Here is a 20455-nt window from a genome sequence, read left to right as displayed (position 1 = left end):
GACGGCGCCCGTCAGCGCGCTCCCTTGCGCATCGCCCTCGCCGCGAGGGAGGCGAGCTTCGGATAGCGCCGAAGGCCCTGCGCGGCGTGATCGCGCCAGGCGAAGGGCCGGCCGCGCCAGGACAGCGCGACGCTGACATCGGTCAGCGGCACCCTCTCGGCGCCGAGGCGCCGCTTGTAGTCCTGATTGCCGATGCTGAGGTCGAAACGGCGCAGGCCTTGCGCATGCAGCGCCGCCAGGGTGCGCTCGGTGACGAGCAGACCCGGCGAGCAGCTCGACCATTGATCGCCGCCATGGCTGATGCGCAGCAGGACATAGGTCGCGCCATGCTTGACGCCGAGCGCGGTGGCGACAATGCCTTCCTCGCACACCAGTGCCGAGACCATGGCATGACCTCCCGCGAGGCCCCGGCGGACGACCTCGCGATAGAATCGCGCATGGGTCTCGTCGTTGAGAACGAACCGCGAGCCGAGCTTTTGCATGCGTGCCTGCTGCTGGAGATCCATCACGTCCAACAGCTCGTGCGCACGCCCGACATCGGCGGCGATCTCGAACCGCGCACCGGCAAGACGGCTGAAGACCCGCCAGCAGCGCGGCATCTGCAGGCGCTTGATCGCGGCCTGATAGCCGCCATAGTCGTCGCCCATCAACACGAGATTGCCGTTGAGCGAGGAGGATCCGATCCGGCCGAGCGATACCAGCGGATTCGGCTTGCCGCCGACCTCTGCCGGCATCTTCTTCAGGCGGAGCAGATCGAGACGATCGGGCAGCGCGCGCAACGCGCCGATCAGCGCTGTGTTGATCGCGTCCGCCGTTCCCGCGTCCAACGCGGCATCGAGCGCCAGGATCGGTGCGTTGTTGTCGGAGACGCCGAGGTCCGCGAACTCGACGATGCGGATGCCGCGCCTGACATGGCTGATCATCGGCACGACTGCGATGTCCTTGCCGGTGGCAGCATCGGAGATCACGGCGATCAGTGGCGCGACGTCGTGAAACGACTCGTACCAGGCGCCGAGCCAGTTAGCATGCTGGAAGGCGGTGCGGTGCCCGGCGCTCAGGCGCGAGGCCGCGTGCCGCCAGTCACGCAGGAAATCGACCGCGATGGCCGACGCGCTGGACGCAAGATCATCGGGCTGATCAACGCTGAGGAAGGTCATGCGCGGGGCTCGGTCTGCTCGATGCATTGGAACCTCGCCAGGAAGTGCAGGCCGGCCGCCGCCAGCGCGAACATGAACCAGATCGGATTCTGTCGTTCGAGCAGGAAGGTCTCGGTGGCACCGTAGTACAGGCCGAACAGCCACACGGTCAGGAACAGCTTGGCCAGTGCGCCACTGCGGCTGTGAGCCTGCGCCGTCTGGAAATTGCGGAGCGGGGCGAGCACGAAGATGAGGATCACCAGCAGCAGCCCCGGCAGACCGATCGTGACCGCGAGATCGAGGTAGCTATTGTGGCTGTGCGCCGCCGATGTCGCCCATTCGGCTCCTTCCGCGGTGGCCCGCGCACTCACGTCGTCCCAGAACGCAGAATAGCCGTGGCCGATGATCGGCTTCTCCGCGACGGCCGCGAGCGCGAAGTCCCAGATCGCGGAGCGTCCGGTGAAGGTGGGATCGAGCGGAAGCAGCCGTGTCATCGCCGCCAGCACCGGACTGACGACACTGCCGACGGTCAACAGGTTCATCGCAATCAGCGGCACGAAGCAGATGAGCCGCTTCAGCCACAGGCTTGGCGTGACATAGACCAGCGAAGCGAACACGTAGATCGCAAGGCACAGCACCGAGGACGTCTTGCCGCCGGTGAAGATCAGGAAGGTGCCGGCCAGCACGGCGATCACAGGCCCCATCACGAACGAGCCGACGGCGGACAGGTAGATGCCGACATAGACCAGGATGGTCATCACGGCGGAGGCGATATTCTTGTGGCCAAAGCTGCCGCGCCAGTCGCCGGCAAGCTGCGGCTCGGTGACGTCGAGCGCCGTGTGGACCGCATATTGCGGCGCGAGGAAGACGCCGAGATAGCACAGAGCGAGCAGCACGAGCGCGGCGCCGCCCAGGCAAAGGTTGAAGGTGCGCCGCGTCGGCGGCAGCAACGGCAACACGATGGCGAGCGACGTCACGCTGACCGTGAGCACGAATCGCTGCATCGAAACGCCGCGGCTTTCCGAGAACACGATGTTGATCACAAGCCAGACCAGCAGGCAGAGATGCAGCGGCGTCACCAGGCTCTTCAGCGCGAGCGCATCGGTGGCAGCGACACACAGTATAGCGACCGCAGCCAGCAGACCCCAGGCGATATAGGTCAGCGCCATTCGTCCGCCGACGATCATGGTGACGTCGGGATTGCGCAGGTCCGGGAACGGATCGAGTGTCACCAGCACCAGCAGCAGCGCCCCGACCGCGACGAGGCAGCGCGCCACCTGCACGGCATCGAGCCCTGCGAGGCGATCACGCAGGATATGGCCGAACGATCGGGCCCCGACGTCGGTCATGTTGGCGGCACTGCGGTCCATGGCTCAAGACATTCGGTAACGCCAGTGAAGCTTGGGGTCGCGGCTCAACCCTTCCGAGGCTTCGTCAACGGGTCTTGCGGAGGTCTGCGACATCGCGGGCTGCCGCATGATGCTCCGCGCGATCTCGTAATATTGCAGCGCCCGTTGCTCCAGCGTGAGATTGTCCAGGATGTAGCCACGCGGATCGAACGCGCCCGCGGTGCACCCGGCCCAGAAATTGTCCCAGCCCGTCTCGAAGCCGGCGATGTCGGTGAACTTGACCCCGCAGCGTTCGTCCCAGTACGGCACCGACGACACCGGCGCGAACTGCACGCGATGCGGATAATAGTCGGGGTCGCGCCATGGCCCGCCCGGATCCCAGGCAAACACCGGCACGCCGCAGGACAAGGCCTGCTGATAGGCGATGCCCTGGCTCTCGCTTTGGCACAGGAAGATCATCGCGCGCGAACGCGCGAGCGCCGCCTGAAAATCGGCTTCCTTGTAGCTGCCGTAGCGCAGCTCCGTGAACGAGCGGCCTTCCTTAACGAGCCGGGCGCGCACGGGCTCAATCATCTCCGACGCGTAGCGCTCGCGGTCCCAGTGGACCTTGTCGTAGATCAAGACATCGACGGTCTTTTGCGCTCGAGCCGACGGCGCCCAGAGATTCGTGTCGATGCCGACAGGCCAGGCCTCGGTCTCGGGCCAATATGGCCGGTACATATCGACGTACCAGGGACCGGGCACCACGACCTTCTTCACCGGCAGACGCTTGAATAGATCAAGGTCGTCGAGCGGATGATTGTGGACGGCAGCGCCGAGCAGGATCGGGTTCTTCCATAGGAACTTGTCGAGCAGGAACGTGCGCCCGACGATACAGGCAAGCTCGTGGGGATGTTCCGCGATGTAACCGTAATCGTTGACGCGGTAGCGGATGCCGAGCCGGTCGAGCCCCGCACAGAGATTGAGGAACACGCGCAGCTGGCCACTCATGCGCGGCTCGCCGAGCAACAACCGGCGGGCGATGCGACGCAGATGCCTGTCGCCCGGAAACCAGCGGTCATCCTTGTCCTCGTAAAAGAGGTTCAGGATCATCGTATCGGGGGCGTGTTCGAACGTGTTTGCGGGCACGGGATTCCATCCGCGGCAGTCCGATGCGCATTCTCGCACGAGGCAGTCCGCCGCACTCTTCCAAATTTGCCACAGGCTTAATGCCAGCGGCTTAACGTTATTCTACGAAACCGGCGGCACACGGCCCTTCTCGGCAACGGTTCGAGCGGAATGCGAGTATCATGCGCGCACGCCGGACTTGCAGATCGCCAGCATTACCAGCGCGGCACATGGGGTCCTGGTTAACGGATCATTAAAGGCGAGCCGTAGCTTGATCACCGCTGAAGAGGTTCTCGAACTGCCAGCCGCCTCCCGCGCGGCAGCGCCGGCGCGCTTGCCGCTTCAGGTCGGCTCGACCACACCGGTATCGGTCGTCATTCCGGCCAAGAACGTTGCGGCCTATGTCGGCGAAACGCTTGCCAGCGCTCTGGCGCAGCGCGAGGTGACCGAGGTGATCGTCGTGGACGACGGCTCGGACGACGAAACCGTTGCGATCGTCCGCGGCATGCGTGACCCGCGGCTGCACTTGTTCCACAACGATTCCGCGGGCGTATCGGCCGCACGGAATCTCGGCGCAAGACAGGCAAGCGGCGAGTGGTTGCTCTTCCTCGATGCCGACGACCGCCTGCGCCCAGGCGCGGTGGCGGCGCTGCTCGCTGCTGCGCGTGGCGCGCCGCGCGCCGTCCTCGTCTATGGCGATTACAACACGATCGACAGCGAAGGCCGCCAGATCGGCCGGCGCGGCCTCTTGAAGGGGCGCCGGAAGCCGTCCGGAGACGTGCTGACGCGGCTCGCCGCCGGCAATTTCATCGTCAATGGCGGCATCGCGCTCGCACGCGCGGAAGCTTTCCGCGCCATCGGCGGCTTCGATACGTCCCTCAAATATTGCGAGGACTGGCATTGCTGGTGCCGCCTCGCTGCGATCGGGGAGTTCGCGTTCGCGCCAGAGCTGTTGCTCGATTATCGTCTTCACACCACCAACACCATGAACGCCGCGATCCGGACGCCGAAGGACTTCTTCCCGGCCATCGCGCGGGTGTTCGATGACGGATTGATCCTGGCGAGATTGCCCGAGCACATGACAGCCGGGCTGCGCCTTGCCGCCGAGATTCATCTCGTTACCTACTCGGCGATGCAAGCGGTCCGCTTCGGCAGGTATCGCCAGGCGTTCGCTTATCTCGCGATGATCGGCCGGCAGTCGCTCAAATCGCTGCCACGCTCGGCAATCCGGGTCGCCCTCGCCCGTTTCGGTATCTAATCCTCGCCGCGTCAGGACGCGATCTTCGAGGCCTCGTAAGGCTTCGGCTCGAGGCCGAGGGCCGCCAGGGCGGCGCCAAACGCAACCATCACGGGATGCATCGCGACGACGGCTTTCGACGACGGCAACAAGGCGGCGGCGCGAAGCAGCGACAGCGGCAAGCGGCCCAGCATCTGCGCAAACACCCGCGCCCGCGCTGCTGCGCTCGGGGCGGCTTTGTACTGCACACGATAATTGATCGCGCCGATGCGCAAGCCGCGCTTTGCGATCCAGCCGAGGCTGGTGCGGCTACGCGGCACGGTCTCGGTGATGACGGCCTCCGCCGTCCAGTGGAACAGCATACCGGCGTCACGGCACCGCACGAAGAAATCACAATCGCCGCCGCCAAGAAAATTGAAGCGCAGGTCGAACGCGGGACGGTCGAACCGCTCGAAGGCGGCCCGCGTGATCAGGCAATTGCCGCAGCCGTAGATCAGCGGCACCGCACCGCTGTAGTCGTAGGCGGGACAGAAGGCGGGATGACGCGAAAGCCAGGGCTTGCTGTCGTCGTCGAAGACCGGCAGCACCGGCCCGCCAACCACTTCGGCGCCGGTCGCCTCCGCGGTGCGGACCATCAGTTCGAGCCAGTCGCTTGATGCGATCTCGTCGTCGTCGATCATCAGGAAACGGGTGGCGGCGGGAAACAGCTGCTGCGCCGTCTCGAAGGCAGCATTGATCGCCTGGCAATTTCCCTGTCGCTTCTCGATCAGGCAGACGCCCTGAAGCCTCCCATCGGCCAAGAACTCCGCGGCAACCGGCGCGCTTTCGCGCCGCACCGCATCGTTCTCGACCATGACGACGGCAAAGGAACGCGGGGTGCGCTGGTTCGCGAGCGACTCCAGCGTCAGGCGCAGGTGTTGCGGACGACGGAAGCATGGAACGCAGACGACGATGCCGACCGACAGGTCGATGACGCGAGAGCTCGCCACGATCTCCCGGTTGGGATCGCGCACGGCATCCGCGATCCGGGCCGCAGACAGGTCTGTCGGGATCAATGTCATGAGATCTAGATGTCCGAGATGTATTGAAGAATCCCTGCTTCGATCGCGCGTCCCACGACGGCACATCGCCGCGGGACAGATGCGTTTCAAAATGAACGGCTGCCGCGCGGCACATAGCCACCAAGTTCGCCGCGCGTCGTGTTGCAATTGGCGGTCCATGCGCCGACAACGCTCCAACATGAACAATACCGTAGTTAATGCGCATGCGCATTAACCGGGCCGTAAGCACTGCGACCGGTGAGACGGTGCGGCATCGGATTTGCTCTTCGGGCAGGCGCATTTTTTCCTGTAAATTTGAATAGAACAAGCGCGGTCAGAATCCATGAACAAGCCAGCCCCGATCGATTTCGCGACAGCCACGGCGATCCAATTCCCCGCGGCTGCACCATATGCCGAGGCGCTCCATGATCTCGTTCCGGGCGAAGCCCGCGACAGCCTGCTCGCCGTCCACGACGTGCTGTGCCGCGAGCTGCCGCAGGGCCGCCTCGCGATCTATGAGGCGGGCGGCGGCTCGTGCAGCGTTCTGCCACCGGAATTGCTGAGCCGCAGCAAGGTCACCGTGGTCGACATCGACGAGGACCAGGTCCGCAACAACACCTACGCCGACGAGGCGATCCTCGGCGACGTCCAGACCTACAGCTTCGCCCGCGAGACCTTCGATCTCGTGATCTGCTACAACGTGATCGAGCACTTGCCCCATGTCGACGCCGCGCTCTTGAACTTCCGCGATGCGCTGAGGCGCGGCGGGATGATCCTGATCGGCGCACCGAATCCGCGCTCGCTCTCCGGGTTCGTCACCAAATATTCGCCGCACTGGTTTCACGTCTGGTTCTACCGGCACATCCGCGGCATCAAGGACGCCGGCCTGCCGGGCGAGCCGCCGTTCCCGACGTTCTTCCATCCCTTGGTGACGTTGCCGCGGCTGGAAGCATTCGCGGCCGCCAACGGCCTTGAGATGATCTATCGTCGTGAGGTCGAGAGTCCGCGCTATCCCGAGATGCGCCGGCGCAAGCCGCTGTTTGCGGCCCTGGTCGACGCCGGCGCCGCGGTGCTCAACGCCGTGCTGCCGCGCGGCACCGACGTCCGCCGCGGCGACTATCACGTCATCCTTCGGAGGATCTGACGGCGATGGCACGTGCGCGGCCCATCAACGGACGAACGACGGCTCGCGGCCATGCTGCGCGCGGTAACGAACCGTTAAGGAGCGGGTATCGCGAGGTTCACAGGAAGGCGCCGAGGGATGGCATGCGCTTAAACGCTTTGTTTGCCATTTCGGTGAATAGTCCCACAATGAGTATGGTTAATTTTCCCTGTTGCGTTGATTGGGCACCTATATCCCGGGTGCGTGGCGTAAAGCGAAGAGTAACCCCTCAGCCCGCGGCACTTGGAATGAAAGCTGGGGATCATGCTTGATTATAGCCAGCCGATCGATCGAGCCAGACCGGAGGCCGCGCAACGGAAGCCTCAGGCCGGCTTCAACGTGCTGGAGCTCGCCAATCTGCTCTGGCGGCGGAAGGTCGCGATCGCCGCGGCCGCCCTGCTCGGTGCGGCGCTTGCCGTCACGATCGGCAAGAGCGTGACGCCCCGCTACACCGCCACCGCTCAGCTCTATGTCGACCCGCGCGAGCTTCAGCTCGTCGACCGCGAGCTCACGCCCCGGGCCCAGGACGTCACCGGCATGGCCATGGTGGTGGAGAGTCAGGCGCGCCTGATCACCTCCAACAGCGTGCTGCTCCAGGTGATCCAGCAGGCCGGCCTCGACAAGGATCCGGAATTCGGAGGCGGCGAGGCTGGGAGCCTGATGTCGTCGCTGCTCGGCCTGATCGGCCTGCAACCGCGCGCGCCCTCCGTTGCGGAGAAGAGGGAAGTGGAGCTCGCGGCGCTCGATGCGTTGAACAAGCACATCGCGATCCGCAAAACCGAGAAGAGCTTCATCGTCGACATCGAGGTCTGGTCGACGGATCCCGCCAAGGCGGCGATGCTCGCCAACACGCTGACCAATGCCTATCTCTCCGAATCCCGCAAGTCGCAGGCTTCGGCGGCACGGCGCGCCACCAACGATCTCTCCAGCCGTCTGAAGGAGCTGCGCGACCGGCTGCGTAACGCCGAGACCGCGCTGGCGACCTACAAGGCCCAGAACAATTTCGTCGGCACCCAGGATGCGCTGATCAGCGATCAGCAGCTCTCCGCCAGCAACCAGCGGCTTTCCGCGGCCCGCGCGGCGACGATGGACGCGCAGGCGCGGCTCGACCAGATCGAGGCGAGCCGCCGCACCGCTGCCGATGCCGGCGCGATTCCGGAGGCGCTGCAATCGCCGACCATTGCGAATTTGCGCGCGCAATATGCCGACGCCCGGAAGAAATATGCGGAGCAGGCCGGTGAGCTCGGTCCGCGCCATCCGGCGCTGCGCCAGACCGAGAAGCAGGTCGAGGACCTCAAGCGCACCATCAACGAGGAGATCGACCGCTTCGCCCAGTCCGCCAAGAACGATCTGACGCGCGCCCGCGACTTCGAGGCCTCGCTCAACCGCGCGCTGGAAGCGCAGAAGCGGCAGAGCGTTCAGCTCAGCCAGGCCGCCGTGCGCCTGCGCGAGCTCGAGCGCGAGGCCGACGCAAGCCGTGACGTCTATCAGTCCTTTCTCAAGCGCTCCCGCGAGACCGAGGAGCAGGAGAGCCTGAACACCTCGGCCGCCCGCGTCATCGGCGAGGCGACTGTGCCGCAGCGGCGCTCGTTCCCGCCGGCCATGAGCCTGTTCGCCATGATCGGCTTCATCTTCGGGGCGATCGCAGCATCGAGCTGGTTCGTCGTTGCAGATTTGCTTTTCGCCGGTGCAGCCGCGCCCGCGACGCCGACACCCGCCCGGCGTGAGCGCTCGTCGGCGCCGCAGGCGTCCCGAGCACCGGAGCTCCCGCGCGCTGCGGAGGTTGCTCAGCCGCGCCAGGCCCCGCGCGCTCCTGAAGCTGCGCCGTCGATGCCGGAGCTCGCCGCGCCCCCGCTGCAGCCTTCGATGGTCGAGCAGCCAATGATCGAGAAGCCGCTGATCGCACGCTTCCAGGAGGCCGACGTCATCCATACGCTCGGCGCCATACTTCCCACCGGCGGCGGCGTCGATCTCACACGGCTGGGTTGGCCGACGCTGCGCCCCGGCTTTCCCATGACGAGCTTGCTCAACGCCTGGCGCGACATGCGCGCCGCGTTGACGCGGCGCGCCGGCGGCAAGGCGATGCCGGTCGTCGCGCTCGTCGGCACCGGTAAGACCAGCGGCCGCAGCGTGGCCGCGCTGAACTTCGCGCTGGCGGCCGCACGCGACGGCGCCCGCGTGCTGATGATCGATGCCGACCATCAGGCGCGCTCGCTCTCGAACAGGGTCATCCGTCCCGGCAAGAGCGAGCCGAGCAGGCTCGGCTGGCTCTCGATCGGCAGCAAGGACGCGCGCGAGATCAAGACGGTAAACGGCATCTCGGTGCTGCCGGCCGCGGAAGGCGACGCCGGCAAGGCCGCCGATGCCATCCACAAGGCGATTGCGCAGGCCCGTTCCGCGGGAGGCTATGATCTCGTGATCCTCGACGGCCCGGCCATTCCGCTCGCGGCCGGCGGCCGCAAGCTGCTCGAGGACATCGACTCGCTGGTGGCCGTGCTGCCGACCAGCCTCGACGTCAACGATAGCCTGGAAGAGATCCTGGCCGCGCTCGGCCCGGCCGAGCGCAAGCTCGTCGGCGTCGTGCTCGACGAGCTCACCCCTGCAATGCAAACGCGCCAGCGAGGCAGACAATATGCTTGAGCGCCGCGTCAACCTCGACGGACGGGCAGCAACTGCCGAGGTGCCCAGAATCACCGTCGGCGGACTTCGCATGGCCGCGATCGACCTGGAAGAGACCGCCGATTTCATGATCGAGGCGACGAATCCCGACCATCGCATCGGCCGTCCGCTGTTCCTGACCTCGGCCAATGGCGAGGTGCTGGCGCGCTGCTCGACCGAGCCGCAGACCGAGCAGCTGTTCCGTGCCGCCGATTTGATCAACGCCGACGGACAGCCGCTGGTCGCCGCTTCAAAGCTGCAATCCTGGTTCCCGCTGCCGGAGCGCGTCGCAACCACGGACCTGTTCCACGTCGTCGCGCGCAAGGCCGAAGCCGCCGGCCGCACCTTCTACATGTTCGGCGCAAGCGAGGCCGAGAACGCCGCGGCGGTCGCGAACGTCCAGAAAATGTATCCACGTCTCAAGATCGTCGGGCACAGCCACGGCTATCTGCGCGGCGAGGCGCTGCGTGCCAAGGTCGAGGAGATCAACGCCCTGGCACCGGACTATCTGTGGGTCGCGCTCGGTGTGCCCAACGAACAGGCATTCGTGAAGGAATTCACGCCGCATCTGACCAATGTTGGCGTCATCAAGACATCCGGCGGATTGTTCAACTTCTTGTCAGGCAGTCGTTCCCGCGCGCCGCAATGGATGCAGAAGATCGGGCTCGAATGGGCCTGGCGCACCTTGCTCGAGCCGCGCCGTCTGCTCTGGCGTTATTTGACCACCAACCCCCGCGCGCTCTATCTTCTCTTCAGCCGCAACCGGCCCCTCCGTTAAGAGAAGAGCAGAATACGACATGACCGACCGACCGACCGTCCTCGTCACCGGGGGCGCTGGCTATATTGGCTCGCATGCCTGCCGTGCATTGTCCGCCGCCGGCTATCAGCCCGTCGTTTATGACAATCTCTCGACAGGTCATCGCAGCTTCGTATCCGGCCCGCTGGTGACGGGCGATCTGCTCGACGGCGCGGCGCTGGCGCGCGCCTTCGCCGACCACAAGATCGCGGCGGTGATGCATTTCGCGGCGGCGAGCCTCGTCGGGGAATCCATGACCGACCCGCAAAAATATTACATCAACAACGTTCAGGGCACGCTGTCGCTGCTGCAGGCGATGCGCAACGCGGGCTGTCATCGCATCGTGTTCTCCTCGACCGGCGCCGTCTACGGCAACGCCGATTCCAAGGCGCTGCCGGAAGACTTTCCTTGCGCGCCGATCAATCCTTACGGCGCGTCGAAATTGATGATCGAGCGCATGCTTGCCGACTACCGCACGGCCTATGGCTTCGGCGCGTTCTGCCTGCGCTATTTCAACGCCAGCGGCGCCGATCCGGCCGGCGGCATCGGCGAGCTGCGCGACAACGAAACCCACCTCATTCCCCGCGCGATGATGGCGCTTCAGGGCCATGTCGAGTTCGCGGTGTTCGGCGACGATTACGACACGCCCGACGGCACCGCGATCCGCGACTACATCCACGTCACGGACCTTGCGGCGGCGCATGTGGCGGCCTTGAGGCTTCTGGAGCAAGGCCATGCCGGCGGCAGCTTCAATCTCGGCACCGGCTCCGGCTTTTCCGTGCGCGAGATCCTCGACGCCATCAGGCAGGAGACCGGGCGCGAGGTGCCGCACACGATCAAGCCGCGCCGCGCCGGCGATCCCACCTTTCTGGTCGCCGATCCCTCTGCTGCAAGAAAGGTGCTGAACTTCGTTCCGCGTCACTCCGACCTACCGACGATCGTCCGCACGGCCTGGGCCTGGCATCAGAAGGCGCATCCGTTCAGGCCGCGTTAGGCAATCGCGGCTCCGATCGCTTGCTTGCCGTGCCCTGCAGCGGCTAGAACGACTTGTCGCGGCTGCGTCGGCACATTGCCGACAGCCGCGCGATCCGCATTGCCGACGGCCATGTCGGCCTTTCATGGTTCGGTTCGCTTGCACGAGCCGATTTTTCCGAGCGACGTGACGATCTAGTCAGCGTGTCGACCCGTCGTCGGACGCGATTCCGGGAGCATCGACCACATGCATCAGGCTGCCCGCCTGGAATTCGAGCGCGTGATGGAGGAGTTCGTCCGCTGGCATGTGGTGCCGGAGAACGAGCGTTCGCCCGCGCCCGCCTGGTGGTGGGGGCCCGCGATGGCCGTGGTCGACGACCAGGAGCCGATGAGCGCAACAAGCTGCTGCGCGTTGAACGTGAGCGAAGGGACGAGCTTCGACGAGGGCGCGCGCGCCATTCTCGCGCTGTTCACCGAGCAGACGTCACTGACCGGTCCCCAGGACTTTCCGAGCAAGTCCGAGGGGGAAGAGCACGAGGTGCGCGAGCTGCACCCGCAGCCGTCAGACGACAGCGCGTTTCAGCCCTGAGCCTGCGTCTTCGTCGGCCACTTCCGGCTGGAGCGGCGGCGCGACGGGCAGCGCCATGGGCCGCAGCAGCTCGCCCATCTGCCGCCCCGGCAGCGGCTTGGAGATCAGGAAGCCCTGCATCTCGTCGCAGCCATGGGCGCGCAGGAAGGCCTCCTGCTCGGCGTTCTCGACGCCTTCGGCGACGACGGTCATGCCGAGGGCCTTGCCCATGCTGATGATCGCCTGCGCGATGGCCTGATCCTCCGAATCCTGCGGCAGGTCGCGCACGAAGGAGCGGTCGATCTTGATCGTGTCGATCGGGAAGTGCTTCATCAGCGACATCGACGAATAGCCGGTGCCGAAATCGTCGATGGCGAGACGGATGCCGCGGCTCTGGATGGAGTCGAGCACCTTGAGCGCGCGGCCGACATTGCGCATCATCATGCTCTCGGTGACCTCGAGCTGGAGCAGCACCGGCGACATGCCGGAGGCCGCCAGCGCCTCGTCGACGTCCTGCAACAGATGCTCGTCGGCAAACTGCCGCGGCGACAGGTTGACCGCCATCGACAGCGGCAGCAGGCCGCGGCGCTGCCAGGCCATGGCCTGCGCGCAGGCCTCTTTCAGCACCCAGCGGCCGATTGGCACGATCAGCCCGGTTTCCTCAGCAAGCGGAATGAACTGTGCGGGCGAGACGTTGCCGAGATCGGGATGCGTCCAGCGCAGCAGCGCCTCGACGCCCGTGATCTGACCCGTCGCCATGTCCACCTTGGGCTGGTAGTTGAGCGAGAACTGCTCGCGCTCCAGCGCGCGGCGCAGCGCGCTCTCCAGCGACAGCCGCTCGATCGACTGCGTCTTCACCTCGTTGGAGAAGAAGCGATAGCCGTTCTTGCCGTCCTCCTTGGCGAGATACATCGCCATGTCGGCGTTCTTGGTCAGCGTCTGCGCGTCGGAGCCGTTGGCCGGATACATCGCGATGCCGATCGAGGCGGTGGAATGGCACTCGTGGCCGGCCAGCTGCATGGGCTCGGCGAGCGCGGCGAGCAGCCCGGTGGCGATGCGCTGGACGTCCTCGATCTCGCCGCACTGGTCGAGGATCACCACGAACTCGTCGCCGCCGAGCCGCGCGACCACGTCGCTCGCCCGCAGGGCGCCGCGCAGACGGTTCGCCACCTCGAGCAGGAGCAGGTCGCCCGCCTCGTGACCCAGCGAATCGTTGATGACCTTGAAGCGGTCGAGGTCGATGAACAGCACCGCAAAGCGGTGATCGTGGCGTTGCGCCGCATCGATCGCCTCGCGCAGCAGGGCGTTGAAGGTCTCGCGGTTCGGCAGATCGGTCAGGCTGTCGTGCGAGGCGAGGTATTCGATGCGCTCGTCGGCCTTGTTCTTCTCATCGGCGCGATCGAAGTTCTCCATCGCGAAGGAGACGTTGTCGGCGAGGCGCTGCAACAGCTCGACGAATTCGGGCGTGAAGGTCGCCGGTTCGGTCGACATGTAGATCATGACGCCGACCGCCTGGTCGTGCACGATGAGCGGAAACGCGGCGCCCGACCGCGCGCCGTCCGCGCGCACGATGGGGTGGAAGACACGGACGCGGTCGTCGTTGAGATAATCGTTGCTGATGCAGGGCTGGCGCGTGCGGAACGCCGTGCCGCTCATGCCGCGCCCTTCCGGCCGTTCGGGATCGACGGAAAGACGGACATTGCGCGTGGTGCCGGCGGAGGGACCTGCGGCGGCGACGATCTCGAGCTGGTCCGTGCCGGGTCTGGCCAGGGCAATCGTGGTCGAAGTGAACTTGGCGCCGTTCGACGCCGCAAGGCAGACGAGGTCGAACAGCTCGGCCCGCGACTTCGCGCGCATGATCGCCTCGTTGGTCGCGCTCAGCGCCGCGAACATGCGCGTCAGGCGCTCCTTCTGCGCTTCGGTGCGGGCCTTCTCCTCGGCGCGCTCGAAATTGTCGAGTGCGAAGGAGACGTTCTCCGCGAGCCGCCCGAGCAGCTCGACCAGATCGGGCGTGAACGTATTCTCTTCCGGTGCGAGGAAGAGCAGAATGCCGACCGGTTCCCGTCCCGCTCTCAGAAGCGGGAAGCTCGCCGCAGCCCGCGTTCCATCCTCGATGGCCTGCGCGCGCCAATATGCGGAGCGCGGCTCGTTCAGATAATCGTTCATCACACTGGGCCGGCACGTCCGCAGCGAGGTGCCGATGATGCCCTGGCCCTCGGGATGGTCGGCGGAAATGATGCAGGTACGCCCGCTCATGCGCTCCTGCAAGCGTCCCTTGACGGCAACGACGCGGACGAGTTCGCGTGCTTCGTCGATGATGCCGATCGTCGCCGAGGCGAACACGTCGCCGAGCACGGCCGCCTGGCAGGCCGCGTCGAACAACTCCTCGCGCGTCTTGGCGCGCATGATGGCTTCGTTGGTTGCGCTCAGCGCCTCGAACATTCCGCTCAGACGATTGCGCTGCTTGTCCGCCCGCGCCTTCTCATCGGCACGGTCGAAGCTTTCGAGCGCGAAGGCGACGTTGGACTGAAGCTTGCGCAGCAGCTCGACGAGCTCCGGCGTGAAGGTGCCGCGCTCCGGGGAGTTGAACAGAAAGACGCCCTCGACCCGGTCGCCGTTGAACAGCGGCAAGGCCGCGGAGGATGCGATGCCGGTGCGGCGGGCGCTGGCCTGCCAGGGCGCAATGCGGTCGTCGGCGAGCACGTCGTTGCTGACGGCGGGCTGGCGCGTGCGAAACGCGGTGCCGGTCAAGCCGCGCCCTTCGGGCACCTGGTCGGAGGTGGAGAACGTGAAGTTGCGAACCTGATCCGCATTCGGGCCGTAGCAGGCGACGACGCGCAGCAGCCCGGTCCGATCGTCGACCAGCGCGACGGTGGCTGAGGTGAACTTTGCTCCCGTTGCGGTCGCCTCGCAGACGAGGTCGAACAGCTCAGCCCGCGACCGTGCCCGCAGGATCGCCTCGTTGGTGGCGCTGAGCGCTGCATACATGCGCGCCAGGCACTCTTCTTCGGCGGAGATCCGGGCTTTCTCGGCCTCGCGGCCGAAATTCTCGATCGCGAAGGAGACGTTCTCGGCCATGCGCAGCAGCAGCGCGACGATCTCCTCGTCTTTGGCCCAGGACCGGCTGATGAAGAACAGCAGCACGCCGACGCTCTCGCCGTGCCTGATCAACGGCGCGACCACGCAGGCGGCGACGCCGGTGTTGACGTTGGCCTGCTCCCACGGCGTGCCCCTGGTGCGGCTGGCGAGATCGTCCTCGACAATGGCTTTCTGCGTCCGGAACACCTCGCCCGAGATACCCTTGCCGTAAGGATTGTCCGGATCGACCGAATAACGTGCCTGGGTGACGAGATCGAGGTTCTGCCCGGTGGCGGCGACAGGCTTCATCCAGTGCGAGTCCGGCTCGCGAAGCAGCACGATGGTCGCCAGCGACTTGCCGCTGTGGACCGAAGCGTCGCACACGAGCTGGTATAGCTCCCGCTCGGTCTTGGCGCGCAGGATGGCTTCGTTGGTGGCGCTGATGGCGCCGAACATGCGGTTGAGCCGCCGCGTCGCCCGCTCGCTGGTCTGCCGCGCGGTCTCACGGGCGAAATTGTCCAGCGCGTAGGAAATGTTCGCCGACATGCGCTCGAACAGTGACACCATCTGCTCGTTCAGCGAGTTGGCCTCGCCCCGCGTCACATACAATACGCCGACGCTCTTGCCATTGCAGAGCAGCGGCAGCGCCGCGGCCGCACCGATATGCGCCTTGGCGGCGCCTTCGCGCCACGCCAGCGAGCGCGGATCGTTCAGATAGTCGTTGCTGACGCACAGCTTCTGATCGCGAAACGCCTCGCCGCCGACGCCGGATCCTTCAGGCGTCCCGGCTTCCGTCGTGATCACGATCGAGCGGAGCCGCGCAACGTCATCGCCACAACCGGCCGCGTAGCGCAGCCTTCGGCCGTCCAGCTCGACCAGGAAAACGGCAACGGCCAGAAAATCCCCGCTCGAAAACCCGGCGTCGCAGACCTTCTGGTACAGCTCCTCCGGCGATCTCGCGTACAGGATCGCTTCATTGATGGCGCTCAACGCCGCAAAGGTGCGCGCGAGTGTCGTCGGCACGATCTCAGCTCCCAGGCATTTCTGCCTATTTTTCCCGGGACCTTTATGCGCGGCGATCGCCTAAGTGGTCGTTATTGCGCGGCGCAAACCGTCGATCAAAGTGAACGAGCTGCGAACGAGCGCGACAAAACTGACCGGAATACCGCCGCGACGCCGAACCGCCTACGAATGGCATGTTCAGTTACCACTTTGCAGCCTGTGTTGGTTTACGGGAGGTTGATATCGCTGTGCCGTAGCACCTCCTTCAAAACGGCAGCGCCACGCTGGTCTTGATCTCCTTCAGCACCACGTTGCTGCGGACGTAGCGGATGCCGGGAATGCGGAACATGAACTCGTCGAGGAAGCGGTTGTAGGCCGCCATGTCCTGCACGACGACGCGCAAATGATAATCGGCGTCCCCGGTGGTCGCAAAACACTCCAGCACCTCGCGGCGCTTGGTGACCCTCGCCACGAATTCATCGACGAACTTTGCATCGTGCCGCTCCAGCGAGACGTGGAGGATGGCGGACATCGCAAAGCCTGCCCGTTCGCGCGCGACCAGCGCCGCATAGCCCTGGATGACGCCGCTCTCCTCCAGCGCCCGCACCCGCCGCCAGCAGGCCGAGGTGGACATGCCGACCCCGTCGGCGAGTTGCTGATTGGTGGCGCGGCCATCTCGCTGGAGATGGGCGAGAATGCGGGTGTCCTGCTCTTCGATCATGGGAGGCTCCAGTTCGAGCAGATCTACCAGATTGGACGCCTGCATGCAAAATTGTACCGAATTTCCATAGCAGAAGGGATAAATAGGTAAGACCTACCAGCGGCCCGGGCATAGCCTTCCATCACTGGGCAGGATGCCGCGCGAGGTCCGCCATGGACGCCACTCCGTCACTCGACACGTACGAGCTCTCCGATCGCTATGAACGCGAGGAGGGCCGCGTCTTCCTCACGGGCACGCAGGCCATCGTCCGCATCGCGCTCGACCAGGCGCGACGAGACCGTGCGGCCGGGCTCAACACCGCCGGCTTCATCTCCGGCTATCGCGGCTCGCCGCTCGGTGGCATCGATCTCGAGCTCTGGCGCATCCAGCAGCGGCTCAAGCGGGACCGCATCGAATTCCTCCCCGCCGTGAACGAGGACCTCGCGGCTACCGCGGTGCTGGGATCGCAACAGGTCGAGACGCAAGGCGACCGCGAGGTCGATGGCGTGTTCGGGCTCTGGTACGGCAAGGGCCCGGGCGTCGATCGGTCCGGCGATGCGCTCAAGCACGGCAACGCTTATGGCTCCTCGCCGCATGGCGGCGTGCTGGTGGTCGCCGGCGACGACCATGGCTGCGTCTCCTCCTCGATGCCGCACCAGTCCGACGTCGCCTTCATGAGCTGGTTCATGCCGACGTTGCACCCCTCGGACGTCGGCGAATATCTGGCGTTCGGCGAATATGGCTACGCGCTGAGCCGCTTCTCCGGCATGTGGGTCGGCTTCAAGGCGATCTCCGAGATCGTGGAATCGGGCGCCTCCGTCGCGCTCCGCCCGCCGCGCCTCTTCCGCACGCCAGACTTCACGCCGCCGCCGGGCGGCCTGCACTATCGCTGGCCCGATTTGCCGGGCCCGCAGATCGAGGAACGGCTGGAAGCGAAGAAGCACGCGGTCTACGCCTTTGCCAAGGCCAACCCGATCGACCGGCACATCTACGATATCCCCAGCGCCACCTACGGCATCGTCACCACCGGCAAGGCGCATCTCGACCTGATGGAAGCGCTGCGGCTGATGGGCCTCGATGAAGCGGCCTGTCGCCGCATCGGCATCGACGTCTACAAGGTCGGCATGGTCTGGCCGCTGGCGCTGCACGACGCGATGGAGTTCGTGAGAGGCAAGCGCGAGATCCTGGTGGTCGAGGAGAAGCGCGGCATCATCGAGAGCCAGTTCAAGGAGTATTTTTACGACTATCCCGGCAGCAAGCCCGAGCGCATGGTCGGCAAGCACGACGAAACCGGCGTACGGCTGATCTCCTGGATCGGCGAATTGTCGCCTCGCGCGCTCGCGAACGTGCTCGCGCGCCGGCTCGATCCGATGTTTCCGGGTCTCAATCTCGCCGCGCGCGCGGCCGCCTTGATGCCGGAAGCCGCGCGAACGATCAATGTCAGCGGCGCGACGCGCACGCCCTATTTCTGCTCGGGATGTCCGCACAACACCTCGACCAAAGTGCCGGAAGGATCGAAGGCGCTCGCCGGCATCGGCTGTCACTTCATGGCGAGCTGGATGGACCGCGAGACCTCCTCGCTGATCCAGATGGGCGGCGAGGGCGTGAACTGGGCTGCTTCATCGCGATTTACCGGCCGCAAGCACGTGTTCCAGAATCTCGGCGAAGGCACCTATTATCACTCCGGCTCGATGGCGATCCGGCAGGCGATCGCGGCCAAGGCCAACATCACCTATAAGGTCCTGTTCAACGACGCGGTCGCCATGACCGGCGGCCAGCCGGTCGACGGGCCCGTCAGCGTCCATGCCATCGCCCACAGCGTCCGCGCCGAAGGTGTCGAGCGCATCGCCCTGGTGTCGGACGATCCCGCGCAATTCAGGCCGGCCGACCTGCCATCCGGCGTGACCATCCATCCGCGTGAGGAGATGGATGCCGTGCAGCGCGAGCTGCGCGAGGTTCCCGGCGTCTCGGTGCTGATCTACCAGCAGACCTGCGCCACCGAGAAGCGGCGCCGGCGCAAGCGCGGGCAGATGGCCGATCCCAAGCGCTTCGCCTACATCAACGACCTCGTCTGCGAAGGCTGCGGCGACTGCTCGGTCGAATCCAACTGCCTCAGCGTCGAGCCGAAGGAGACGCCGTTCGGCCGCAAGCGGCAGATCAATCTGTCGGCCTGCAACAAGGATTTTTCCTGCCTCAACGGCTTCTGCCCGAGCTTTGTCACGGTCGAAGGCGCGACGCGGCGGAAGAAGAGCGCGAGCCATATCGACGCGGCCGACCGCGCCGCCACACTACCCCTGCCCGCGCCCGCAACGCTCGAGCGGCCCTACGATCTCTTGGTGACCGGCGTCGGCGGCACCGGCGTGATCACCGTCGGCGCGCTGATCGGCATGGCCGCGCATCTGGAACGCCGCGGCGTTTCGGTGCTCGACTTCACCGGCTTTGCGCAGAAATTCGGGCCTGTGCTGAGCTACATTCGCCTGGCCGCGAGCCCCGAGGCGCTGCACCAGGTTCGCATCGACCAGGGCGCGGCCGATGCGCTGATCGGCTGCGACCTCGTCGTCAGCTCCTCGCCCAAGGCATCAGGCACATATCGCCGCGGCACCCGTGCCGCCGTCAACACCGCGGAAATGCCGACCGGCGACGTGGTCCGCTTCCGCGACGCCGATCTCGCTGCGCCAAGCCGCCTGCGCGCAATCGGTCAGGTCATCGGCGAGCACAATCTCGACAGGTTCAATGCCAATGCGCTGGCCGAGCGCCTGCTCGGCGATGCCGTCTACGCCAACATCATCATGCTGGGCTTTGCCTGGCAGCGCGGTCTCGTCCCTGTTTCGCTGCAGGCGCTGCTCCGCGCGATCGAGCTCAACGGCGTCGCGGTCGAGCGCAACAAGCAGGCCTTTGCCTGGGGCCGGATCGCCGCTGCCGATCCGGATTTTCTGCCGACCTCGGACAAGGCACCTGAAGCCGAGACGCTCGACCAGATCATTGCCCGGCGCGCCGAGTTCCTCACGACCTATCAGGACGACGCCTACGCGGCGCGCTACCGGGCGATGGTCGGAAAGGTCCGCAATGCCGAGGCCAAGCTGAACAGCCAGGCGCTGACCGAGGCGGTCTCTCGCGGCCTGTTCAAGCTGATGGCCTACAAGGACGAGTACGAGGTGGCGCGGCTGCACATGCGAAGCGGCTTTCTCGACGAGCTGAAGCGTGAATTCGAGGACGGCTTCAGCATCCAGTACCACCTCGCCCCGCCGTTTCTGAAGTCGCGGCGCGATGCACGGGGACGTCCGCGCAAACGCGCCTTCGGCCAGTGGATTCAGGTGCCTCTGGCCATGCTCGCGCGCTTGAAAGCACTGCGTGGAACGCCGTTCGATCCGTTCGGCTACACCGCGGAACGGCGCGCCGAGCGTGAACTGATCGCCTGGTATGAAGGCCTGGTCGATCGGATGCTGGGCGAGCTCGATGCGGCGCATCTGCCAAATCTCGTGGCGATCGCCAAAGGCCCGATGGATATCCGCGGCTATGGCCCGGTGAAGGACATCGCGATTTTGAAGGTGAAGGCCGAAGTCGAGCGGCTGCTCGCCGAACTGGACACGCCATCGCCGGCAAGGATGCACGCCACCGGTTGACGCGGCGCCGCGGACGCTTCAGCCTCT

At 65.7% G+C, this 20455-nt stretch carries 13 protein-coding genes; 7 read left to right on the top strand and 6 right to left on the bottom strand.

What is annotated here, in order from left to right; genetic code table 11:
• Window positions 1-11 precede the first annotated feature (11 nt).
• The 3 genes from I6F12_RS14175 to I6F12_RS14165 are packed head-to-tail and all read right to left on the bottom strand — an operon-like array spanning window position 12 to window position 3613.
• Window positions 12-1157 carry a GNAT family N-acetyltransferase gene (locus I6F12_RS14175; protein ID WP_225156663.1) on the bottom strand — a complete coding sequence of 382 codons (1146 nt, stop codon included), beginning with the start codon at window positions 1155-1157 and terminating at the stop codon, window positions 12-14.
• Entirely contained in the window at window positions 1154-2506 is a 1353-nt protein-coding gene (locus I6F12_RS14170) for an O-antigen ligase (RefSeq protein ID WP_225156662.1), read from the bottom strand. The genes I6F12_RS14175 and I6F12_RS14170 overlap by 4 nt, the downstream gene beginning before the upstream one ends.
• A gap of 3 nt (window positions 2507-2509) precedes the next feature.
• Entirely contained in the window at window positions 2510-3613 is a 1104-nt protein-coding gene (locus I6F12_RS14165) for a glycosyltransferase family 1 protein (RefSeq protein ID WP_225139389.1), read from the bottom strand.
• A gap of 250 nt (window positions 3614-3863) precedes the next feature.
• Here I6F12_RS14165 and I6F12_RS14160 point away from each other — a divergent pair, with 250 nt between their 5' ends.
• The gene (locus tag I6F12_RS14160) at window positions 3864-4850 is read left to right on the top strand and encodes a glycosyltransferase (protein WP_035997380.1); all 987 of its coding nucleotides are present in this window, start codon (window positions 3864-3866) and stop codon (window positions 4848-4850) included.
• Window positions 4851-4861: 11 nt separating this feature from the next.
• On the opposite strand, the gene I6F12_RS14155 is transcribed toward I6F12_RS14160, so the two are convergent.
• On the bottom strand, window positions 4862-5890 hold the full coding sequence (locus I6F12_RS14155) for a glycosyltransferase (protein ID WP_035997377.1): 1029 nt from the start codon (window positions 5888-5890) through the stop codon (window positions 4862-4864).
• Window positions 5891-6212: 322 nt separating this feature from the next.
• On the opposite strand from I6F12_RS14155, the gene I6F12_RS14150 reads away from it, so the two are divergent.
• The 5 genes from I6F12_RS14150 (at window position 6213) to I6F12_RS14130 (ending at window position 12046) form a co-directional block, all read left to right on the top strand.
• A complete protein-coding gene (locus I6F12_RS14150; RefSeq protein ID WP_109142329.1) occupies window positions 6213-7013 on the top strand; it encodes a class I SAM-dependent methyltransferase in 801 nt (266 codons plus the stop codon).
• A 282-nt stretch (window positions 7014-7295) separates the two neighbouring features.
• Window positions 7296-9671, top strand: coding sequence for an exopolysaccharide transport family protein (locus I6F12_RS14145; RefSeq protein WP_225156661.1), 2376 nt, complete (start codon window positions 7296-7298; stop codon window positions 9669-9671).
• Entirely contained in the window at window positions 9664-10467 is an 804-nt protein-coding gene (locus I6F12_RS14140) for a WecB/TagA/CpsF family glycosyltransferase (RefSeq protein ID WP_036021077.1), read from the top strand. The genes I6F12_RS14145 and I6F12_RS14140 overlap by 8 nt, the downstream gene beginning before the upstream one ends.
• Window positions 10468-10486: 19 nt before the next feature.
• Window positions 10487-11479 carry a UDP-glucose 4-epimerase GalE gene (gene galE / locus I6F12_RS14135; protein ID WP_035997363.1) on the top strand — a complete coding sequence of 331 codons (993 nt, stop codon included), beginning with the start codon at window positions 10487-10489 and terminating at the stop codon, window positions 11477-11479.
• A gap of 225 nt (window positions 11480-11704) precedes the next feature.
• Window positions 11705-12046, top strand: a complete 342-nt coding sequence (locus I6F12_RS14130; protein ID WP_225156660.1) for a hypothetical protein — start codon at window positions 11705-11707, stop codon at window positions 12044-12046.
• Here the strand turns inward: I6F12_RS14130 and I6F12_RS14125 are convergent.
• Complete coding sequence (locus I6F12_RS14125) at window positions 12020-16126, bottom strand: GAF domain-containing protein (RefSeq protein ID WP_225156659.1); 4107 nt, start codon at window positions 16124-16126, stop codon at window positions 12020-12022. The two genes, I6F12_RS14130 and I6F12_RS14125, sit on opposite strands and share 27 nt — an antisense overlap.
• Window positions 16127-16370: 244 nt before the next feature.
• Window positions 16371-16826 (bottom strand): Lrp/AsnC family transcriptional regulator, encoded by a 456-nt coding sequence (locus I6F12_RS14120; RefSeq protein ID WP_036021113.1) that lies wholly within the window; start codon window positions 16824-16826, stop codon window positions 16371-16373.
• Between the two features lie 152 nt (window positions 16827-16978).
• On the opposite strand from I6F12_RS14120, the gene I6F12_RS14115 reads away from it, so the two are divergent.
• A complete protein-coding gene (locus I6F12_RS14115; protein WP_225156658.1) occupies window positions 16979-20428 on the top strand; it encodes an indolepyruvate ferredoxin oxidoreductase family protein in 3450 nt (1149 codons plus the stop codon).
• Window positions 20429-20455 lie beyond the last annotated feature (27 nt).

The organism is Bradyrhizobium sp. IC4059, assembly GCF_020193615.1.
Taxonomy (GTDB): domain Bacteria; phylum Pseudomonadota; class Alphaproteobacteria; order Rhizobiales; family Xanthobacteraceae; genus Bradyrhizobium; species Bradyrhizobium yuanmingense.
This window is presented reverse-complemented; position numbering and strand designations above follow the sequence as displayed.

Bases quoted from the DNA above. Each gene is read 5' to 3' on its own strand.
- I6F12_RS14175 (WP_225156663.1), bottom strand. From the start codon at position 1,157: ATGACCTTCCTCAGCGTTGATCAGCCCGATGATCTTGCGTCCAGCGCG.
- I6F12_RS14170 (WP_225156662.1), bottom strand. From the start codon at position 2,506: ATGGACCGCAGTGCCGCCAACATGACCGACGTCGGGGCCCGATCGTTC.
- I6F12_RS14155 (WP_035997377.1), bottom strand. From the start codon at position 5,890: ATGACATTGATCCCGACAGACCTGTCTGCGGCCCGGATCGCGGATGCC.
- I6F12_RS14150 (WP_109142329.1), top strand. From the start codon at position 6,213: ATGAACAAGCCAGCCCCGATCGATTTCGCGACAGCCACGGCGATCCAA.
- I6F12_RS14145 (WP_225156661.1), top strand. From the start codon at position 7,296: ATGCTTGATTATAGCCAGCCGATCGATCGAGCCAGACCGGAGGCCGCG.
- I6F12_RS14140 (WP_036021077.1), top strand. From the start codon at position 9,664: ATGCTTGAGCGCCGCGTCAACCTCGACGGACGGGCAGCAACTGCCGAG.
- galE (WP_035997363.1), top strand. From the start codon at position 10,487: ATGACCGACCGACCGACCGTCCTCGTCACCGGGGGCGCTGGCTATATT.
- I6F12_RS14130 (WP_225156660.1), top strand. From the start codon at position 11,705: ATGCATCAGGCTGCCCGCCTGGAATTCGAGCGCGTGATGGAGGAGTTC.
- I6F12_RS14120 (WP_036021113.1), bottom strand. From the start codon at position 16,826: ATGATCGAAGAGCAGGACACCCGCATTCTCGCCCATCTCCAGCGAGAT.
- I6F12_RS14115 (WP_225156658.1), top strand. From the start codon at position 16,979: ATGGACGCCACTCCGTCACTCGACACGTACGAGCTCTCCGATCGCTAT.